This window comes from Cupriavidus sp. P-10, assembly GCF_003402535.2.
Classification (GTDB): domain Bacteria; phylum Pseudomonadota; class Gammaproteobacteria; order Burkholderiales; family Burkholderiaceae; genus Cupriavidus.
In genome coordinates this window covers 822,100-841,498 of record NZ_AP025170.1, presented here as the reverse complement: position 1 = coordinate 841,498, position 19,399 = coordinate 822,100, and the positions used below count along the sequence as shown (strand labels likewise).

Here is a 19,399-nt window from a genome sequence, read left to right as displayed (position 1 = left end):
ATTCCTCAGAAAACGGGTGTCCGGGTGTTCAAACGAACACGAAACACAAGAGTATAGCCCAGTTTCCGAGGCCAAACAAACACTTAGGTGATTGACGTGCCAGTGCCGTGCAGGCATCGTGGCAAAAACCGCGACAGGAGGCCCGACATGCGCCCGCACCTGCACTTCTTGCTTCGTACCATACGGCAATCCGCCCTGCTCGCCGTGGTCCTGCTGGCAGGCAGCGCGGCGGCGGCCCTGCCGCTGGAGCAGATCAAGCTGCCGGCCGGCTTCCGTATCGAAGTACTGACCCAGGACGTGCCAGGTGCACGGGCGATGACGCTGTCGCCATCGGGAACGCTGTTCGTCGGCACACTCCGGGAGGGCAAAGTCTATGCGGTGACCGATGCGCTCGGCGCCAGGCCTCGCGTGCGGACCGTCGCCAGCGGCCTGAGCATGCCGGCCGGGGTGGCCCTGCGCGATGGCAGCCTGTACGCCTCGTCGGTGTCCAGGATCGTGCGCCTCGATAATATCGAAGCTCGCCTGGACAACCCGCCGGAGCCGGTGGTGGTAAGCGACCGCTTTCCCACCGATACACACCACGGCTGGAAATTCATCGCCTTCGGTCCGGACGGATACCTGTACGTTCCGGTGGGCGCGCCCTGCAACATCTGCGCGAAGGACGAGAATCGCTACGCCAACATCATGAAGATGAAGCCCGACGGCAGCGACCTGCAGGTGGTGGCCCGGGGCGTGCGCAATACCGTCGGCTTCGACTGGCATCCGTCCACGCGCGAGCTGTGGTTCACCGATAACGGCCGCGACCGCATGGGCGACAACGTGCCCGACGATGAGCTGAACCGTGCCACCGCGCCGAACCAGCATTTCGGCTACCCATACTGCCACGCCGGGAACGTCGCCGACCCGGAGTTTGGCAGCCAGCGCGCGTGTTCGGAATTTGTCGCTCCGGTCGCGCGGCTGGGCGCGCATGTGGCCGCGCTCGGCATGCGCTTCTACACCGGCAACCAGTTCCCCTCGGCGTACCGCAACAACGTGTTTATCGCCGAACACGGCAGCTGGGATCGCAGCGAGCCGTCCGGCTACCGCGTAGTGCGCGTCCTGCTGGACGAGTCCGGCAAGGCAGCCCGGCAGGAAGTGTTTGCCCAGGGATGGCTGCGCGGCAAGCACCCGTGGGGCCGCCCGGCCGACGTGCTGGTCGCCCCGGATGGCTCGCTGCTGGTCAGCGACGACCTGGCTGGCGCAATCTACCGGATCCGCTATGCGCCGTAGGCCCAGAGGACCACGCGTGCGCCCCGCAAAACAGCCTGAACACCAGGAGGAGCAAGGGCTGTGTACCCGAAACAATCCGTTACACCGGTAACGCGCTTGGCATAGCGCGACCCGATGGCCCATGCGTACCATGAACCCATCTTCCAACAGCAACTCAGCGCGACAGGACCCTGGGAATCCGCATGTTCTCCCGCTCTCTCCTGCGCGACCTGGTAGCTGGCATCCTGGTGGCCTCGGGCCTGGTCGGCGCGGTAGCCGCCAGTCATGCCCAGGTCGCGTTCTGGCAACAAGGCCGCCCCGATGCCCGGCCGGTGCGACTGCAGGCCGGCGACGGCTGGCAAGTCGCCAGTGTGCGCGCCGAAAGCCGCGATCACGTGCAGGCGCAGATCGACCGCATGGAAGCCCGTGCGCGTGCAGACGACCGCCTCAGCGGCCGCCGTGCAGCCGCCATGCAGGGCGCTCGCGACGATAACCGAGCGCGGGCCCAGGATCAGCGCAGCAACCCTCCAGACGCCCGCAACGACTCGCGGCCCATCAACGTGGGTCCCGGCTGGCAGGCGCGCGGCCGCGACAACGGCGGACGCTGACCCGGCTTCCGTACCGGCGCTTGTGCAGCGCCGCCGCCTCCCTGCGGAACTCCGCCCTCGCCTCGACTGTCTGTACCTGAGTGTGCCCCGCTTTCCGGGTGCTGCACACAGGCTGCCGCCCGGCGCTGCCCGGGGCTCACAGCGTGCCGTCTAGTGCAGACGGCAATCGAACTGACCTGCCTCTGCCCGACACCTCCTGTCGGACCCGATCATGACAGCTCGGGCGCGGCCTCCAGAATGACAATAATTCTGTGAGGTTTGTCATGTCACCCCTGCTTAGCGACCTGGCCGAACACGCAGGCCAGTTATCGCTGTCCATCCTGTTCATGGGAATTCTTACCCTGGTCCTTTACGGCGAAACGCATATCAGCGAACACGCCGCCACCTTTATCAAGAGCCTGCTCTCAGGCGGCTGGCATTAGCGTCGCCCCGCGCGTCTGCTGATGCACTTCCTCTCCCTGGCCGTGACCGCCGGCGTACAATGACTGCCGGCTGGCATTCGTGTGCCGCCGTTTTTTCCTGAACTGCCCCGCACGCCCCTACGCCATGCCTGCCGCCACGCCAGCCAGTCCCGCTACCACCACCCGCGCTCCCGTCCCGGCCCGCGGCAAGTCCAAGCTGCTGACGGTCGCGCTGGCGTTCCTGTTCGGCAGCCTGGGAGCGCACCGCTTTTACCTGGGCGGGCTGCGCGACGTGTACGGCTGGGCTCACCTGCTGGGGTTGCTGGCGGGCGTCATCGGTATTACCTCGATGACGACGGATGCCGGCTCCCCCGCGCTCAACTGGACGTTCGCCGTTGCCGGCGGAGTCTCGGTCATCAGCGCCTTCCTGGCCGCGATCGTCTATGGCCTGCGCCCGGACGACAAGTGGGACGCGCGCTTCAATCCCCATGGCAAGCCCACGCGCTCAGGCTGGCCGGTCGTGATCCTGGTGATCCTGTCGCTGCTGATCGGCACCGGCCTGCTGATGGCGGGGCTGGCAATCAGCTTCCAGACCTTCTTCGAATCGCAGGTTGAGGCGGCGCGCGAGCTGTCGCAATAGCCGCGGCGGCGGCGCCATGCATTTCGACCTGCTCGACGTCGCCGTCTTTGCCCGCGCCGCGGCGCTGGGCAACCTGTCCGCGGCGGCACGCGACCTTGGCTTGTCCACTTCCACGGCCAGCGCCCGGCTGGGCCGGCTCGAACAAGCGCTGGGCAGCCGCCTGCTGCATCGCACCACACGCCGGCTGGCGCTGACCGCCGACGGCGAGCGCTTCCTGCCGCACGCCGAACAACTGCTGGCAACCGCGGAACTTGCGGCGCAATCGGTCGGCAGCAGCGCCGAGCATCCGCGCGGCCAGCTGCGCGTCACGGTGCCGGCTTCATTCGGCCGCCAGCATGTCTCGCCGGCCCTGCCCGATTTCCTGGCCGCCTATCCGGACATCACGCTGGACCTGCGCCTGACCGACCAGGTCATCGGGCTGGTCGACGCCAGCATCGACGTGGCGCTGCGCATGGGTGTGCTGCCCGACTCCACGCTGGTGGCGCGCCCGCTCGCCCCGAGCCGCCGCGTGATCTGTGCCGCGCCAGCGTATTTGCGTGAACGGGGCGTGCCCCGCCATCCCGACGACCTGCGCGCGCACAACTGCCTGCTGCTGGCCGACCAGTCGGCCTGGCGCTTCGACACGCCACTGGGCGAAACGGTGGTCCACGTACGCGGCAACCTGCGGGCAGACAATGGCGAAGTGATCCGCGATGCGCTGGTCGCGGGCGTCGGCATCGCCCTAAAGTCGACCTGGGATGTCGGGCCGCTGCTGCGCAGTGGCGCGCTGGTGACGGTGCTGGACGAATACCCGGTGCTGCCGGCCGTGTCGATCTGGGCAGTCTTTCCCAGCCGCCACCTGGTGCCGGCCAAGACGCGCGCGTTTGTCGATTTCTATGCGAAGCGCTTTGGCGATCCTCCCTATTGGGATCTGCCTGACGCCGACCATCGCGGAAGGTGCTGAGTTATGCCTGCATTTGCGCGCGATCAAGGCGGGCGCAATCGGCAATTCCCCTTTCGCCCAAATCGCCCATACTGGAAAGACCGTCCGATCCTGGCGGCGACATGCGCGGCGGAGCGTGGCTCATGCGGCGCAAAGGAGCACCAATCGACATGCCGACGTATGACGAAGGACGCCTGGCAGCAATCGCCGTCAGGCTGGCGCTGTCCTCCGGACTGCCGCCATCGAGCGCCAAGGCCGCGCTGGACCTGGCCAGCCGTATGATCGGCGACCAGCAAGCCACCGAAGCCGCTCAGAACAAGGAACCCTGCGGATCGTCCTTGCCGCGTGGTCCCGCGGGTGGCCGGAACCGCGAAGTATCCAGTTCGAACCGGTTATAGCGGAAGCCGAGCCGGTCGGCGGCCTTGTAGAAGCGCTGACGCAGCAAGTCCGCCCACACGCCCGTGCCCCGCATGCGCGTGGCAAAGCTGGCATCGTAGGCTTTGCCTTCGCGCATGTCGCGAACGCGGTTCATGACCCGCTCGGCACGGTCAGGGAAATGCGCCAGCAGCCATTCCTCGAACAGCGGCCGCACCTCCCATGGCAGCCGCAGCACGATGTAGTTCGCATAGACGGCGCCCGCCTCGCGCGCCGCTTCCAGCACACGTTCCAGGTCAGGCTCGGTGATGAACGGGATCACCGGGGCAATGCTCACGCCTACCGGGATGCCGGCGTCGGTCAGCGTACGGATCGTACGCAGGCGCCGTGACGGCGTGGCCGCACGCGGCTCGAGCGTGCGCGCGATGTCCGCATCCAGCGTGGTAATGGTCACGGCAGCCACCGCGAGCCGCCTGGCGGCCATCGGCGCCAGCAGGTCGATATCCCGCTCGATCAGTGAAGACTTGGTGATCAGAGCGACCGGATGGTCATGCTCGCTCAGCACCTCGAGGATGCCGCGGGTAATGCGCTGCTCGCGCTCGATCGGCTGGTAGGCGTCGGTGTTGACGCCCAGCGCAATGGTCTCGCAGCGGTACGAGGGGCGCGCCAGTGCCTCGCGCAGCTTTTCAGCGGCGTTGGCCTTGGCGAACAGCCGGGTTTCGAAGTCGAGCCCCGGCGACAGGTCCAGATAGGCGTGCGTAGGCCGCGCGAAGCAGTAAATGCAGCCGTGCTCGCAGCCGCGGTACGGGTTCAGCGAGACGTCGAACGGGATATCCGGCGAAGCGTTGCGCGTCAGGATCGAACGCGCGCGTTCGATGCGTACCTGGGTGCGCAGCGGCAACAACGGCATTTCCGGCGCCGGCGCAGGGTTGGCGGCATCCTCCGGATGCCCCTGGCCGACCCCGGCGGCCGGCTCGTCCGCGGCCGGGCTATGCCAGCCGTCGTCGAAGGCTTCGCGCTGGTCGCGCTCGAATCGTCCCTGCAGGTTGCTGACCGCGCCGCGCCCCTTGCGGGCGACGGGCGGCCGCTGGCCTGGCTCCGGCCATGACGTATCTGCATCGGCGCTCGGCCGCTGGCCGGTACGCAGGGTGTCTTTCGGTGGATTCGTGGGGCGCTTCATGGTTGCCGGCATCGCTCGCCTGGCGCGGGTGGTCAGGTCGGCTGGCTTTTGTCCTCGACCGAGATTGCCAGCGTTTCCTTGATTTCTTCCATCACGACATAGCTTTTCGACTGCGCGGCGCCCGGCAGCTGCAACAGGATGTCGCCCAGCAGCCGGCGGTATTCGCCGATCTCGCGGATGCGTGCCTTGATCAGGTAGTCGAAATCGCCCGACACGAGGTGACATTCCAGCACTTCCGGGATGCGCAGCACCTCGCGGCGGAACTGCTCGAACATATTGCCCGATTTGTTGCCGAGCGAAATCTCCACGAAGACCAGCAGCGCGCTGCCCAGCAAGGACGGGTTCAGCCGCGCGTAGTAGCCCATGATGACACCATCGCGCTCCAGGCGCTTGACCCGCTCGATGCACGGCGTGATGGTCAGGCCGACGGCCTCCGCCAGGTCTTTCATCGAGATCCTGCCGTCGGCCTGCAGCAGCGTCAGGATCCTGCGGTCGAGCCGGTCTAGGGTGCGTACCGGCTGGCGACTGGTTCTCATGAATTTTTCCTGTTTAACCGATAAATTCGGTAACTATGACTGGATTGTATTCAATAGTATAGAGACAAATCCTTCATCAACCTGACATCGTAGTTGGGAGTCCCCGAAATGCGCGTTCTCGTACTTGGTAGTGGCGTCATTGGCGTCACCAGTGCGTGGTACCTGGCCAAGGCCGGTCACGAAGTGACCGTCGTCGATCGCGAGGCCGGGCCCGCGCTCGGCACCAGCTTTGCCAACGCGGGGCAGATTTCTCCGGGTTATGCGTCGCCGTGGGCAGCACCCGGCGTGCCGCTGAAAGCGATCAAGTGGATGTTCCAGGAACATGCCCCGCTGTCCATCCGGCCGGACGGCACGCTGTTCCAGCTGCAGTGGATGTGGCAGATGCTGCTGAACTGCAGCGCCGAGCGCTACGCCGTGAACAAGGAGCGCATGGTGCGGCTGGCCGAATACAGCCGCGACTGCATCCGCACATTGCGCGCGGAAACCGGAATCGCATATGAAGGCCGCCAGCAAGGCACGCTGCAGGTGTTTCGCACCGACGAGCAGCTGCAAGGCGCGGCCAAGGACATCGCCGTGCTGGAAGATGCCGGCGTGCCCTACCAGTTGCTTTCGCGCGAAGAACTCGCCGCGAGCGAACCGGCGCTGGCCACAGTCAGCCACAAGCTGAGCGGCGGCCTGCGCCTTCCCAACGACGAGACCGGCGACTGCCAGTTGTTCACCACGCGACTTTCGCAGATGGCCGAGACGCTGGGCGTCAGGTTCCTGTACAACCGCTCGATCGACAGCCTGATGACACAGGGCGATGCCGTCACTGGCGCCGTCGTGAACGGCGAGCCGATGATCGCCGACCTGGTGGTCGTGGCGCTGGGCAGCTGGTCGACGCAGTTGGTGAAGCCGTTCTTGTCGGGCATGTCCAACCTGCCGGTGTACCCGCTCAAAGGCTTCTCGATCACTGTGCCGATGAGCGATGTCTCGCGCAGCCCGGTGTCGACGGTGCTCGATGAAACCTACAAGGTCGCCATCACCCGCTTTGAGGATCGCATCCGCGTCGGCGGCATGGCGCAGATCGTCGGCTATGACCGCAGCCTCGACCCGGCCAAGCGCCGCACGCTCGAACACGTGGTCACCGATTTGTTCCCCGGCGCCGGCGATGTCAGCCAGGCCACGTTCTGGACCGGCCTGCGTCCGATGACGCCGGACGGCACGCCGATCGTCGGCCCGACGCAGGTACGTGGCCTGTGGCTGAACACCGGGCACGGCACGCTGGGCTGGACCATGGCCTGCGGCTCGGGCAAGCTGCTGTCGGACCTGGTTTCCGGCACTTCACCGGCGATCCGTGCCGATGACCTGTCAGTGGGACGCTACCTCAAACCCACACGCCATCATGTGGCACCGCGGCCGGCGCACGCCTGACAGCGGCGGCACACAGGCAACGCAAGGGCGGCCCCGGAGGCCGCCCTTTTTGTTTGGCTGGCATCGCGGACCTCCGCAGAAATGGAGCAATGATCAGACGCAAAAAAGCCGTTCGCGGGAAATCCCGGGAACGGCTCCTTTTGCGAACATTGCCGGCCGCGTCATCCACCTCACGGCCGGCAAGCTGACGGCATCAGCCCAGCGCGGCCACCAGCTCCGGCACCACGGTGTTCAGATCGCCCACCAGACCGTAATCGGCCACGGAGAAGATCGGGGCTTCGGCATCCTTGTTGATCGCGACGATCACCTTGGAGTCCTTCATGCCGGCCAGATGCTGGATCGCGCCCGAGATACCGACGGCGATGTACAGCTGCGGCGCGACGATCTTGCCGGTCTGGCCGACCTGGTAGTCGTTCGGCACGAAGCCGGCGTCCACAGCGGCGCGCGAGGCACCCAGCGCGGCGCCCAGCTTGTCGGCCAGCGGCGTCAGCACCTTGGTGTAGTTCTCGCCCGAACCCACGCCACGGCCACCCGAGACGATGATCTTGGCGGCGGTCAGTTCCGGACGGTCGCTCTTGGCCACTTCGCGCGAAACGAACTGCGAAACGCCCGCGTCGGCCACGGCCGGCAGGGTTTCCACGGCGGCCGAGCCACCTTCGGCAGCGGCGGCGTCAAACGCGGTGCCGCGCACGGTGATCACCTTGATCTTGTCTTCCGACTTGACCGTGGCAATGGCGTTACCGGCGTAGATCGGGCGCTCGAAGGTGTCCGGGGCGTCGACCTTGGAGATTTCCGAGATCTGGGCCACGTCCAGCTTGGCGGCCACGCGCGGCAGGATGTTCTTGCCGTACGGGGTGGCCGGAGCCAGGATGTGCGAGTAGTCGTTGGCGATGGCCAGTGCCTGCTCGGCCACGTTTTCGGCCAGGCCGTCGCCAAAGTAGGCGGCGTCTGCCAGCAGGACCTTGGTCACGCCGGCGATCTTGGCGGCGGCGTCAGCGGCGGCCTTGGCGTTGGAACCGGCCACCAGCACGTGCACGTCGCCGCCGCATTGGGCTGCGGCGGTCACGGTGTTCAGCGTGGCGCCCTTGATCGATTGATTGTCGTGTTCAGCAATGACGAGTGCAGTCATGTTATTTCTCCCCCGCGCTCTCAGATAACCTTGGCTTCGTTCTTCAGCTTCTGCACCAGCGTCGCGACGTCCGGCACCATCACACCGGCGCTGCGCTTGGCAGGCTCGACCACCTTCAGGGTCGACAGGCGCGGCTTCACGTCCACGCCGAGGTCTTCCGGCTTGACGGTATCCAGCGGCTTCTTCTTCGCCTTCATGATGTTCGGCAGCGTGACGTAGCGCGGCTCGTTCAGGCGCAGGTCGGTCGTCACCACGGCCGGCAGCTTCAGCGACAGCGTTTCCAGGCCGCCGTCGACTTCACGGGTCACCGATGCCTTGCCATCGGCCACCACCACCTTCGAGGCGAACGTGGCTTGCGGCAGGCCGGCCAGCGCGGCCACCATCTGGCCGGTCTGGTTCGAGTCGTCGTCGATGGCCTGCTTGCCCAGGATCACCAACTGCGGCTGTTCCTTGTCGATCAGCGCCTTCAGCAGCTTGGCCACGGCCAGCGGTTGCAGGTCTTCGTTCGACTCCACCAGGATGCCGCGGTCGGCACCGATGGCCATCGCGGTGCGCAGGGTTTCCTGGCACTGCGTGACGCCGCAGGAAACGGCCACGACCTCGGTGACAACGCCGGCTTCCTTAAGGCGGACGGCCTCTTCGACGGCGATTTCGTCGAACGGGTTCATGCTCATCTTGACGTTGGCCAGATCGACGCCCGTGCCGTCCGCCTTGACGCGGACCTTGACGTTGTAATCCACCACCCGCTTGACTGCGACGAGTACTTTCATGCGCTCACTCCACTGATAGCTGATAGTCAGAAATTTTGTTCGCTCGTCATTATAACCACCGGGTTGGCGGCTCTCCTGTTTTTCGAACGATCGTACTATTTTATCGGCAAAATGATGCCGGGCATAGCCCGGCAGTCGCCAGCCGTCCGGAGATTGTGCCGGAAATTGAGACTTGCGCGCATCGTCTGATTGGACGGAAGCCTCAAAGTGACCGGTACTTAACCGCGGTGACCAAGGATTACCATGCAGTGATCACGGAATCCTTGAAGGTCGAATTCACGTACTGCTTGATTTCCGGCGAATGGTACGCCTTCACCAGCTTGGCCACCCACGGCTTGCTCTTGTCGGCCTCGCGGATCGCGATCAGGTTGGCGTACGGGCCTTTCGGACCTTCGATGGCGATCGCGTCCTTGGTCGGCGACAGGCCGGCCGATTCCGCGTAATTGCCGTTGATCGCGGCAGCGTCCAGGTCATCCAGCGAGCGCGGCAACTGCGCGGCATCCAGTTCGACGATGCGGATCTTCTTCGGGTTCTCGACGATGTCCAGTGGGGTCGCCTTCAGGCCGGCGTTGGGCTTGAGCTTGATCACGCCCTTGCTCTGCAGCAGCAGCAGGCCGCGACCGCCATTGGTCGGATCGTTCGGCACGCCCACGCGCGCGCCCTGCTTGAGCTGGTCAAGCGACTTGATCTTCTTGGAGTACACGCCCATCGGGAAGGTCACCGTATAGGCGATGTGCGTGAACTTGTAGCCGCGGTCCTTGATCTGGGCTTCCAGGTACGGCAGGTGCTGGTAGCTGTTGGCATCCAGATCGCCGGCGGCCAGCGCCGCGTTGGGCTGGACGTAGTCGCTGAACTCGACCACCTGGATGTTCAGGCCGTCCTTGGCGGCGACCTTCTTCACCTGTTCCATGATCTGGGCGTGCGGGCCGCCGGTCACGCCGATCTTGATCGGCTTTTCCTGGGCGACCACGCCGGTGGCCAGCGAGGCGCCGAGCGCGGCGCCGAGAATCCATTGCAGCAGGTTGCGACGTTGCATGATGTACGTACCTATCTCTAGAAAGTAGTTGGACTCAGCGGTGGCTGATGCGCCGGACCAGCCAGTCGCCGAAGCTCTGTACCGCCTGCACGAAGATGATCAGGATCACCACCACCGCTACCATCACCTCGGTGATGTAGCGCTGGTAGCCATAGCGGATGCCCAGGTCGCCCAGGCCGCCGCCGCCGATCGCACCGGCCATGGCCGAGTAGCCGACCAGGCTGACGAAAGTGATGGTCAGGCCAGCGACGATGCCAGGCATGGCCTCGGGCAGCAGCACCTTCCACACGATCTGGCCGGTCGTCGCGCCCATCGACTGGGCGGCCTCGACCAGGCCCTTGTCGACCTCGCGCAGCGCGCTTTCGACCAGGCGGGCAATAAAGGGGATCGCCGCGATGGTCAGCGGCACGATCGCCGCGGTGGTACCGATCGACGAACCCACGATAAAGCGCGTGAACGGAATCACCACCACCAGCAGGATGATGAACGGGATCGAGCGCACCGCATTGACCACCACGCCGATGGTGCGGTTGAACAGCGGATGCGACAGCACGCCGCCGCGGTTGGTCAGGTGCAGCAGCACGCCCAGCGGCACGCCCAGCAGCGAGCCGACCACGCCGGAGATCGCCACCATCAGCAGCGTCTCGTTGAACGAAGTCAGGAACAGGTCAAACATTTCAGACCACATGCTCGAACTCCTCCACCACGACGCCTTGCGCCTGCAGGTATTCCATTGCTGCCTTCACGTCGGCCAGCTCGCCGGTGGCCATGATCGCCAGCGAGCCGAAGGCCTGGCCCTGGATCTCGTCGATATGGCCGTGCAGGATGTTGAAGTCCAGCCCGTAGCGGCGGATCGCCTGCGCCAGCACCGGCTGGTCGACGCCCTCGCCGGTAAAAGCGAGGCGGTAGACGTGGTCGCGGCCGTTGCCGAGCCGGCTTTCGACGCGCTTGAGCACGCTCGCCGGCAGCTCCTGCGAAATGACATCGCCGATCATGGCGCGGGTGACGTCGTGCTGCGGACGCAGGAACACGTCAATCACGCGGCCCTGCTCGACCACCTCGCCGGCTTCGAGCACGGCGACGCGGTCGCACACCTGCTTGATGACCTCCATCTGGTGCGTGATCATCACGATGGTCAGGCCCAGCTCCCGGTTAATTTGCTTGAGTAGTTCCAGGATGGAACGGGTGGTTTCCGGGTCCAGCGCAGAGGTCGCTTCGTCAGACAGCAGCACCTTGGGCTTGCTCGCGAGCGCGCGCGCAATGCCCACGCGCTGCTTCTGCCCGCCGCTGATCTGCGCCGGGTAGCGGTCCTTCAGCGCCGACAGCCCGACCAGGTCCAGCAGCGGCAGCACCGTGGCGGCAATCTCCGCCTTGGGCTTGCCGGCCAGTTCCAGTGGCAGCGCCACGTTGTCATAGACAGTGCGCGACGACAGCAGGTTGAAATGCTGGAAGATCATGCCGATCTCGCGCCGCGCCAGCCGCAACGCGCCGTTACCCAGCGCAGTCAGGTCCTGGCCAGCGACGACCACCCGGCCGCTGCTGGGCCGGTTCAGCAGGTTGATGGCGCGAACCAGCGTGCTCTTGCCGGCGCCGCTGCGGCCGATAATGCCGAAGACTTCGCCCGCTGCAATCGACAGGCTGACGTCCCGCAATGCATGCACGTCGCCTGACGCGCCCGGGAAGCGCTGCGAAAGTCCTTGCAGTTCGATCATGTACAGGTGACCAAAAGAAAACGGCAACAGGCGAGGTTGTCTCGAGCGCTGTTGCCGCACTTATTTTTGTGAAGCGGGTATTTTATGCGATTCGCTTCATACCATAAACGAATTTTTACCGATGTCTTTATGCATACCTGGCATAAAGAACGGTGCGAAGTCGGCTATTCGCCACGCCAAGCGGGTGCGCGCTTGTCGAGGAAGGCCTGCACGCCTTCCAGCGCGGAGTCGTCCATCATGTTGCAGGCCATCGTCTGGCCGGCCAGCTGGTAGGCGGCTTCGATGCCCATTTCAAGCTGGCGGTAAAACAGCCCCTTGCCGGCGGCGACGGCCGCGGCCGGCTTGGCGCAGATGCTGGCGGCCAGCCGCGCCACCTCGTCATCCAGTGCTGCGGCCGGCACCACGCGGTTGACCAGCCCGCGCTCGCGCGCACTGGCGGCATCGATCATGTCGCCGGTCAGCAGCATTTCCATCGCCTGCTTGCGGTGCAGGTTGCGCGACAACGCCACGCCTGGCGTCGAGCAGAACAGGCCGAGGTTGACGCCGGACACCGCAAAGCGCGCGTCCTCGGCGGCAACGGCGAGGTCGCACATCGCCACCAGCTGGCAGCCGGCCGCGGTAGCAATGCCTTGTACGCGTGCGATCACCGGCTGCGGCATCTTCTGGATCGCCATCATCACACGCGTGCAGCGGTCGAACAGGCGCCGGTAATAGTCATGCGACGGCGTCGCGCGCATCTCACGCAGGTCATGGCCAGCGCAGAAGGCCTTGCCGGCACCGGCCAGCACCACCACGCGCACGGCGTCGTCGGCGGCTAGCCGGCCGAAGGTCTCGGCCAGCGCGTCCAGCAGGCCTTCGGACAAGGCGTTGAAAGCATGTGGCCGGTTCATGGTCACGAACACTACGCCCGCGGCATCGCGCGTTTCGGTCAGCAGCGGCGCGTCCAGGCGCGCATCGTTTTCGGCCACGTCGGATGCCTCCTATCGTTCCAGCAGGACTTTCAGGTGGGCCAGCACGCTGCGCCCGAGCGCGCTCAGGTTGTAGCCGCCTTCCAGGCAGCTGACGATGCGCCCCTGCGCGTGCGTGCGCGCCACGTCGACAAGCTGGCCGGTAATCCATGCATAGTCCTGTTCCACCAGCCCCATCTGCCCCAGGTCGTCCTCGCGGTGCGCGTCGAAGCCGGCGGAGATGAACAGCATCTGCGGGCGGAACTCATGCAGGCGCGGCAGCCAGATGGTCTCGACCACCTCGCGCACCGCCATGCCATTGGTGTAGGCCGGCAGCGGGATGTTCGCCATATTGGATGCAAGGTGCTCGGTGCCGCTGTATGGGTAGAACGGGTGCTGGAAGAAACTGCACATCAGCACATGCTCGTCGCCGCGGAAGGCCGACTCGGTGCCGTTGCCATGGTGGACATCGAAATCGATGATGGCGACGCGTTCCAGCCCGTGCGCCTGCAGCGCGTGGCGTGCGGCAATGGCCACGTTGTTGAAGAAGCAGAAGCCCATGGCGCGGTCAGGCTCGGCATGGTGGCCAGGCGGGCGCACGCAGCAGAAGGCGTTCTCGAACTCGCCCGAGATCACCGCATCGGTCGCTGCCACCGCGGCGCCGGCGGCCAGCCTGGCCGCGCTCAGGGTGTGGGCGTTCATCGAAGTATCCGGGTCGATGGGGTAGTAGCCGCTGGCCGGGCTGGTGCTTTCCAGCGAATCGACATAGTCGGCCCGGTGCACGCGCTCGATCTGCTCGCGCGTCGCTGGCGTAGGCTCGCGGCGCTCCAGCAGCCCGTCCAGCCCGTGCGAAATCAGGTGATCCTCGATCGCCTGCAGGCGTTCCGGACACTCGGGATGGAAATGCCCCATCTCGTGCCGCTGGAACTCTGGGTGCGTGTAATAGCCTGTCGGCATCTCTTATCGTCGCTCGGTTGTCTCCATTCGCTACGTTAGCACAGGGCGGGCGCCGTTACCCAATGCGCGTGCTCGCGGCGAGCCCGCGGTCGAATCGGGTTCGCACGGCGGGTTGCGCAAGCTGGCGCCCGGACGCTGCAGTGGCATCCGCTATACTCGGTGCGACTTGCAAAGGACACCATGACCGACACCCAGCGCTCACTGCGACGCCCCCTGCTGGGCGCCGCGCTTTCCGCTGCCGCACTCGGACTCTGCGGCCTCTCTCCCAGCCTTCTCGCTGCCGGTAAGCGCCGCGTCAATGTGCGTGAAGAAGAAATCGAACCCGGCCGCTACCGCGACAACCCGCAAACCCGCGCCTTCATCGATGAAATGGTGGGGCGCCACGGCTTCGACCGCGGCACGCTGCAGGACTGGTTCGGCCAGGCGGTCTATTCCTCGACCGTGGTGCGGCTGATCATGCCGCCAACCACCACCGGCCGCAAAAGCTGGCGCGCCTACCGCTCGCGCTTTATCGAGCCGATCCGCATCAATGCCGGCGTGCGCTTCTGGCAGGACAACCGCGACACGCTGCGCCGCGCCGAAGCCGAATTCGGCGTGCCGGCCTCGGTGATCGTCGGCATCATCGGCGTAGAGACCATCTATGGCCGCGACATGGGCACGTTCCGCGTGCTCGATTCGCTGTCGACGCTGGCCTTCGACTACCCCGACACGCCGAACCGCGCCGCGCGCTCCACGCTGTTCCGCAACCAGCTGGCCGATTACCTGCTGTGGTGCCGCGATACGCGCACCGACGTGTACTCGGTGCTGGGTTCATACGCTGGCGCGATCGGCATCCCGCAGTTCATGCCGACCAGCCTGCGCGAATACGCCATCGACTACGACAACAACGGCCGCATCGACCTGCGCAACAGTCCCACCGATGCGATCGGCAGCGTGGCGCGCTTCCTGCAGCTGCACGGCTGGGAACCGGGCCGGCCGGTGGCATGGCGCATTGCCGGCGACAGCGGCAGCCTGGGCGTCGCCACTGCGGCAGCGGATGGCGAGCCGTGGCCAACGCGCACGCTTAACCAGCTGACCCGCGCAGGCCTGCGCGTGGATGAGCCCATCGATACGGCGCGCGAAGGCGAGACCGGCGTGCTGGTGGTCGATCTGCCCACGCCGGACCAGCCGACCGAGTACCTGCTGGGCCTGCGCAACTTCTATGTGCTGACGCGCTATAACCGCAGCTTTTTCTACGCACTGGCGGTGTATCAACTGGGCGAAGCGGTCAAGGCGGCGATGGGCTGAGCCCGCCCGACACCCGTGACGCAAAAAAGCCTCGCACGCGCGAGGCTTTTTTGTCTGGCGTCACCACTCGGATCAGGCCCGGATCAGGTCCGGATCAGGCAGGGAACACGCCGGTCGACAGGTAGCGGTCGCCGCGGTCGCACACCACGAACACGATGGTGGCGTTCTCCACTTCCTCGGCGATCCGCAGCGCCACGCACAATGCGCCGGCCGCCGATATGCCGCAGAAGATGCCCTCTTCTGCCGCCATGCGGCGCGCCATGTGCTCGGCATCGGACTGGCTCACCGGCTCGGTACGGTCGATGTGGCTGGGGTCGTAGATCTTGGGCAGGTAGGCTTCCGGCCACTTGCGGATGCCAGGGATGCGCGACCCTTCGGCCGGCTGGGCGCCAATGACCTGGATCGCCGGGTTCTGCTCCTTCAAATAGCGCGACACACCGGTGATGGTGCCGGTCGTGCCCATTGCCGAAACAAAATGGGTGACACGGCCGTCGGTATCGCGCCAGATCTCGGGGCCGGTACCTTCGTAATGGGCTTGCGGGTTGTCCGGGTTGGCGAACTGGTCAAGGATGACGCCCTTGCCTTCGCGCTCCATCGCGTCCGCCAGATCACGGGCGTATTCCATGCCGCCCTTCACCGGGGTCAGCACGATCTCGGCACCATAGGCCGCCATGCTCTGCCGGCGCTCCAGGCTCAGGTCCTCGGGCATGATCAGCACCATCTTGTAGCCGCGGATGGCGGCTGCCATGGCCAGCGCGATGCCGGTATTGCCCGAGGTGGCCTCGATCAGCGTATCGCCCGGCTTGATGCGGCCGCGCGCCTCGGCGCGGGCAATCATCGATACCGCCGGGCGGTCCTTGACCGAACCGGCGGGGTTGTTGCCTTCCAGCTTGCCGAGGATCACATTGCCGCGCGCGTCGTTGTCGGCACCGGGAATGCGCTGCAGTCTGACCAGCGGCGTATTGCCGATGGTGTCTTCAATAGTCTTGTAAGCCATGGAGGGAGGGGGTGGCGATGGTAGGTCAGGTTCGCCGGCCATTGTAATCCAGTCACCTTTCCCTCGCCGGCAGGCGGGATTTGCGCCGATGCGCCCCGCCTCCTTCCCCGCTTTCCCGCGCGACTCAGTCGGCCTCGTGGTTGCCTTCACCCAGCAGGTGATACAGCAGGATGCAGCCAAAGGTCGCGGTACCGATGCCACCCAGCGTCATGCCGCCCAGCTTCAGCGTCAGGTCGCCCGCGGCCACCGTCAGCGTGGCGCCGACTGTGATCAGGTTGCGCGAGCTGGAGAAGTCCACCTTGTTCTGCACCCAGATCCGGCCCGCGGTCGCGGCGATCAGGCCGAACACCACGATGGTCAGGCCGCCTATCACCGGCCCCGGGATGGTCAGGATCAGCGCACCGAACTTGGGCGAAAAGCCCAGCAGGATGGCGACCGCTGCCGCCACCACGAAGATCAGCGTGGAGTAGATCTTGGTGACCGCCATCACGCCCATGTTTTCGGCATAGGTGGTCACGCCGGTGCCGCCGCCGCTGGCCGACAGCATGGTCGCGATGCCGTCGCCGATAAACGCGCGGCCGATATACGGATCGAGGTTGCGGCCCGTCATCACACCAATGGCCTTGATATGGCCCAGGTTCTCGGCCACCAGCACGATCGCCACCGGGGCGATCAGCAGCATGGCGCTGGCCTCGAACACCGGCGCGGTGAACGCAGGCAAGCCGAACCAGCTGGCCGCGGCGACGCTGGAGAAGTCGATCGGCTTGCCCAGCCCCATCACGTTAGTGCCCACATAGTAGGCAACGTACCCCGCCAGTCCGCCGATCAGCACCGGCAGGCGGCCGAGCATGCCTGGCGCGCGCACCGCGACCAGCCCCACGGCCAGCACCGTGAGCAGACCCACCCAGGTGTCGAGCGACGCGCCGCTGACGGCCTTGACCGCGACCGGGGCCAGGTTCAGCCCGATGGCCGCGACGATCGCGCCGGTGACCACCGGCGGCATCAGTTTTTCCACCCAGGCGTAGCCCACCGCCTGCACCACCAGGCCGATCACCGTATAGAGCGCGCCCGCGGCGATGATGCCGCCCAATGCCACCGGGATATTAAGGTTGGGGCCGCTGCCGGCGTAGCCGGTAGCGGCGATCACCACGGCGATAAAGGCAAAGCTGGAACCGAGGTAGCTGGGCACCCGGCCGCGCACGCACAGGAAGAAGATGAGCGTGCCGATACCGGAAAACAGGATGGCGATATTGGGATTGAAGCCCATCAGGATCGGCGCGATGGCGGTCGAGCCGAACATCGCCACCACGTGCTGGATGCCGGCCAGCAGCGTCTGCCCCGCCGGCAGCCGTTCGTCGGGCCCGATCACCCCTTCGGTCTTGAGCCGCCATTTCGGCAGGAAACCCGCGTCCTCGCCATTCGCCATGTGTTGTGCTCCCTGTGGTCCGGGCGGGCCGCTCCGTCAGCGGCCGCCGCGATTGTGATTGGTGATCAGCCGCCAACCGGCCGCATATTGCCGGTTGGCACGCGCGCGCGGCAGATCCTGCCAGCGCGGCGTCCGCATGATACTCCGCAGCCGGATGGCTGCGAAGCCGCGAAGGTCGAGCACGAGACGTACCAGCAAGGACCAGCCCGGACGCATCCGGGCACGGCACAGGGCGACAGGAGCCGTTTGCCGGTTCAGCGCGCTGCCTTGGCGGCGCCGGCAGCCGGCGCGACAGCCGCCTTGGCGGGCTTGGCCGCGGGGGCCGGCGCAGCGCCAGCGGCGCCGAACACCAGCCCTCCTTCCTGCAGCCTGGCCACGGACTTCGGCCCCACCCCGCTGACGCGCTCCGCGAGGTCGGCGGCATCCTTGTAAGGCCCGCGCTTGTTGCGCTCATCGACTATGTTGCGCGCGGTGGCAGGGCCAACGCCCTTTACCGAAGTCAGCGCGGCCTCGTCGGCCGTATTGACGTCGATGGCGGCATACGCCGCCCCGCCCGCGCACAGGCACATCGCAGCCAACAGGGAAAATCGACGGACGAGTTGCCAGACCCAATGCTTGAACATAAAAGCTCCTTTGCTGTGGATGGTAGGTAGTACCACCCCGCCATCGTGGCGAGGCCAGCTCAGGATAGGATCAGCGCGCCACGGCGACGCATACGGCAACACAAGTTGACACCGGCCGCACGAAAACGTGTCGGCCGGTCATTGGGATTGCGGTAATACGGGAGTGCGGTCGTGCGCCAGCGTCAGCCGTTGCGCTCGATCAGCCAGCGGCAGTAGCGCGCCACGCCTTCCTCGACCGTCAGGAAGGCTTCGTTGTAGCCGGCACTGCGCAGCTTCGACACATCGGACTGCGTAAAGCACTGGTATTTGCCGCGCAGCGCGTCCGGGAACTTGACGTACTCGACCAGGCCTTCCTGCACCAGCTCTTCCAGCGACAGGCGCTGCCTGCCTTCGGCCTCGCGCAGCGTGTTGACCACGGTGACGGCGATGTCGTTGAACGGCTGCGCCCGGCCGGTACCCAGGTTGAAGATGCCGGACTTCTCCGGATGGCCCAGGAAGAACAGGTTGACCTTGACCACGTCCTCGACCGAGATAAAGTCGCGGCTCTGCATGCCGGGACCGTAGCCGCCGTACTCGCCGAACAGCTTCACGGTACCGTCGGCGCGGAACTGGTTGAAATTGTGGAAGGCCACCGAGGCCATGCGGCCCTTGTGGTTCTCGCGCGGACCATACACGTTGAAATATCGGAAGCCCACGATCTGCGACAGCGCTGACGGCAGCCTGCGCCGCACGATCTGGTCGAACAGGAACTTGGAATAGCCGTACACGTTCAGCGGCCGCTCGAACTCGCGGTCCTCGCGGAACACCTGCGAAGCGCCGTAGGTCGCGGCCGACGAGGCATAGAGGAACTGCGCGCCCTGCTCCAGGCAGCTCTCCATCAGCGACAGCGTGTAGCGGTAGTTGTTCTCCATCATGTAGCGCCCGTCGCTCTCCATGGTGTCGGAGCAGGCGCCTTCGTGGAACACCGCGCGGACCTTGCCGAACTGCCCCCTGGCAAAGCGCTCAAGGAAGTCCTCCTTGTCCAGGTAGTCGGAGATCTCGCAGTCGACGAGGTTGTGGAACTTGTCGGCACGGGTCAGGTTGTCGACGGCGATGACGTTGGTCTCGCCCCGGTCGTTCAGGCCCTTGACAAGGTTGCTGCCGATAAAGCCGGCGGCGCCGGTCACGATGATGGTCATGGTCGCTTCAGTAA

21 protein-coding genes are annotated in these 19,399 nt (G+C 65.8%); 7 read left to right on the top strand and 14 right to left on the bottom strand.

What is annotated here, in order from left to right:
• Positions 1 to 147 precede the first annotated feature (147 nt).
• From CTP10_RS03875 to CTP10_RS03855, 5 genes are all read left to right on the top strand, one after another.
• Positions 148 to 1,269 carry a PQQ-dependent sugar dehydrogenase gene (locus CTP10_RS03875; RefSeq protein WP_116317409.1) on the top strand — a complete coding sequence of 374 codons (1,122 nt, stop codon included), beginning with the start codon at positions 148 to 150 and terminating at the stop codon, positions 1,267 to 1,269.
• Positions 1,270 to 1,451: 182 nt separating this feature from the next.
• Positions 1,452 to 1,856: a hypothetical protein gene (locus CTP10_RS03870; protein WP_116317408.1), complete on the top strand. Its 405-nt coding sequence runs from the start codon at positions 1,452 to 1,454 to the stop codon at positions 1,854 to 1,856.
• 263 nt (positions 1,857 to 2,119) lie between these two features.
• Entirely contained in the window at positions 2,120 to 2,278 is a 159-nt protein-coding gene (locus CTP10_RS03865) for a hypothetical protein (RefSeq protein ID WP_199414497.1), read from the top strand.
• 124 nt (positions 2,279 to 2,402) lie between these two features.
• Positions 2,403 to 2,897 (top strand): NINE protein, encoded by a 495-nt coding sequence (locus CTP10_RS03860; protein ID WP_116317407.1) that lies wholly within the window; start codon positions 2,403 to 2,405, stop codon positions 2,895 to 2,897.
• Between the two features lie 16 nt (positions 2,898 to 2,913).
• A complete protein-coding gene (locus tag CTP10_RS03855; protein ID WP_116317406.1) occupies positions 2,914 to 3,840 on the top strand; it encodes a LysR family transcriptional regulator in 927 nt (308 codons plus the stop codon).
• Between the two features lie 289 nt (positions 3,841 to 4,129).
• Here the strand turns inward: CTP10_RS03855 and CTP10_RS03850 are convergent, their stop codons facing one another.
• Positions 4,130 to 5,374 (bottom strand): PA0069 family radical SAM protein, encoded by a 1,245-nt coding sequence (locus CTP10_RS03850; protein WP_116317843.1) that lies wholly within the window; start codon positions 5,372 to 5,374, stop codon positions 4,130 to 4,132.
• 32 nt (positions 5,375 to 5,406) lie between these two features.
• Positions 5,407 to 5,910 carry an Lrp/AsnC ligand binding domain-containing protein gene (locus CTP10_RS03845; RefSeq protein ID WP_116317405.1) on the bottom strand — a complete coding sequence of 168 codons (504 nt, stop codon included), beginning with the start codon at positions 5,908 to 5,910 and terminating at the stop codon, positions 5,407 to 5,409.
• 108 nt (positions 5,911 to 6,018) lie between these two features.
• On the opposite strand from CTP10_RS03845, the gene CTP10_RS03840 reads away from it, so the two are divergent.
• Positions 6,019 to 7,323 carry a D-amino acid dehydrogenase gene (locus CTP10_RS03840; protein WP_116317404.1) on the top strand — a complete coding sequence of 435 codons (1,305 nt, stop codon included), beginning with the start codon at positions 6,019 to 6,021 and terminating at the stop codon, positions 7,321 to 7,323.
• 193 nt (positions 7,324 to 7,516) lie between these two features.
• Here CTP10_RS03840 and CTP10_RS03835 read toward each other — a convergent pair whose 3' ends face one another.
• From CTP10_RS03835 to CTP10_RS03805, 7 genes are all read right to left on the bottom strand, one after another.
• Complete coding sequence (locus tag CTP10_RS03835; RefSeq protein ID WP_029045693.1) at positions 7,517 to 8,452, bottom strand: electron transfer flavoprotein subunit alpha/FixB family protein; 936 nt, start codon at positions 8,450 to 8,452, stop codon at positions 7,517 to 7,519.
• Positions 8,453 to 8,472: 20 nt separating this feature from the next.
• Positions 8,473 to 9,222, bottom strand: coding sequence for an electron transfer flavoprotein subunit beta/FixA family protein (locus CTP10_RS03830; RefSeq protein ID WP_029045694.1), 750 nt, complete (start codon positions 9,220 to 9,222; stop codon positions 8,473 to 8,475).
• Positions 9,223 to 9,460: 238 nt separating this feature from the next.
• Positions 9,461 to 10,258, bottom strand: coding sequence for a MetQ/NlpA family ABC transporter substrate-binding protein (locus CTP10_RS03825; RefSeq protein ID WP_116317403.1), 798 nt, complete (start codon positions 10,256 to 10,258; stop codon positions 9,461 to 9,463).
• A 34-nt stretch (positions 10,259 to 10,292) separates the two neighbouring features.
• The gene (locus CTP10_RS03820) at positions 10,293 to 10,946 is read right to left on the bottom strand and encodes a methionine ABC transporter permease (RefSeq protein ID WP_116317402.1); all 654 of its coding nucleotides are present in this window, start codon (positions 10,944 to 10,946) and stop codon (positions 10,293 to 10,295) included.
• A complete protein-coding gene (locus CTP10_RS03815) occupies positions 10,936 to 11,970 on the bottom strand; it encodes a methionine ABC transporter ATP-binding protein (protein ID WP_116317842.1) in 1,035 nt (344 codons plus the stop codon). The genes CTP10_RS03820 and CTP10_RS03815 overlap by 11 nt, the downstream gene beginning before the upstream one ends.
• Positions 11,971 to 12,134: 164 nt before the next feature.
• Positions 12,135 to 12,938, bottom strand: a complete 804-nt coding sequence (locus tag CTP10_RS03810; RefSeq protein ID WP_116317401.1) for an enoyl-CoA hydratase — start codon at positions 12,936 to 12,938, stop codon at positions 12,135 to 12,137.
• Positions 12,939 to 12,950: 12 nt separating this feature from the next.
• Positions 12,951 to 13,874, bottom strand: a complete 924-nt coding sequence (locus tag CTP10_RS03805) for a histone deacetylase family protein (RefSeq protein ID WP_116317400.1) — start codon at positions 13,872 to 13,874, stop codon at positions 12,951 to 12,953.
• A 180-nt stretch (positions 13,875 to 14,054) separates the two neighbouring features.
• On the opposite strand from CTP10_RS03805, the gene mltB reads away from it, so the two are divergent.
• A complete protein-coding gene (gene mltB, locus CTP10_RS03800) occupies positions 14,055 to 15,161 on the top strand; it encodes a lytic murein transglycosylase B (RefSeq protein WP_116317399.1) in 1,107 nt (368 codons plus the stop codon).
• Between the two features lie 94 nt (positions 15,162 to 15,255).
• Here the strand turns inward: mltB and cysM are convergent, their stop codons facing one another.
• The 5 genes from cysM to rfaD all read right to left on the bottom strand — a co-directional run bounded on the left by cysM (position 15,256) and on the right by rfaD (position 19,385).
• On the bottom strand, positions 15,256 to 16,158 hold the full coding sequence (gene cysM / locus CTP10_RS03795; RefSeq protein WP_116317398.1) for a cysteine synthase CysM: 903 nt from the start codon (positions 16,156 to 16,158) through the stop codon (positions 15,256 to 15,258).
• A gap of 124 nt (positions 16,159 to 16,282) precedes the next feature.
• Positions 16,283 to 17,584 (bottom strand): solute carrier family 23 protein, encoded by a 1,302-nt coding sequence (locus CTP10_RS03790; RefSeq protein ID WP_116317397.1) that lies wholly within the window; start codon positions 17,582 to 17,584, stop codon positions 16,283 to 16,285.
• 36 nt (positions 17,585 to 17,620) lie between these two features.
• Positions 17,621 to 17,782 carry a hypothetical protein gene (locus CTP10_RS03785; protein WP_158577631.1) on the bottom strand — a complete coding sequence of 54 codons (162 nt, stop codon included), beginning with the start codon at positions 17,780 to 17,782 and terminating at the stop codon, positions 17,621 to 17,623.
• Between the two features lie 56 nt (positions 17,783 to 17,838).
• Positions 17,839 to 18,207: a ComEA family DNA-binding protein gene (locus CTP10_RS03780; protein WP_116317395.1), complete on the bottom strand. Its 369-nt coding sequence runs from the start codon at positions 18,205 to 18,207 to the stop codon at positions 17,839 to 17,841.
• A 182-nt stretch (positions 18,208 to 18,389) separates the two neighbouring features.
• Positions 18,390 to 19,385 carry an ADP-glyceromanno-heptose 6-epimerase gene (gene rfaD / locus CTP10_RS03775; RefSeq protein ID WP_116317394.1) on the bottom strand — a complete coding sequence of 332 codons (996 nt, stop codon included), beginning with the start codon at positions 19,383 to 19,385 and terminating at the stop codon, positions 18,390 to 18,392.
• Positions 19,386 to 19,399 lie beyond the last annotated feature (14 nt).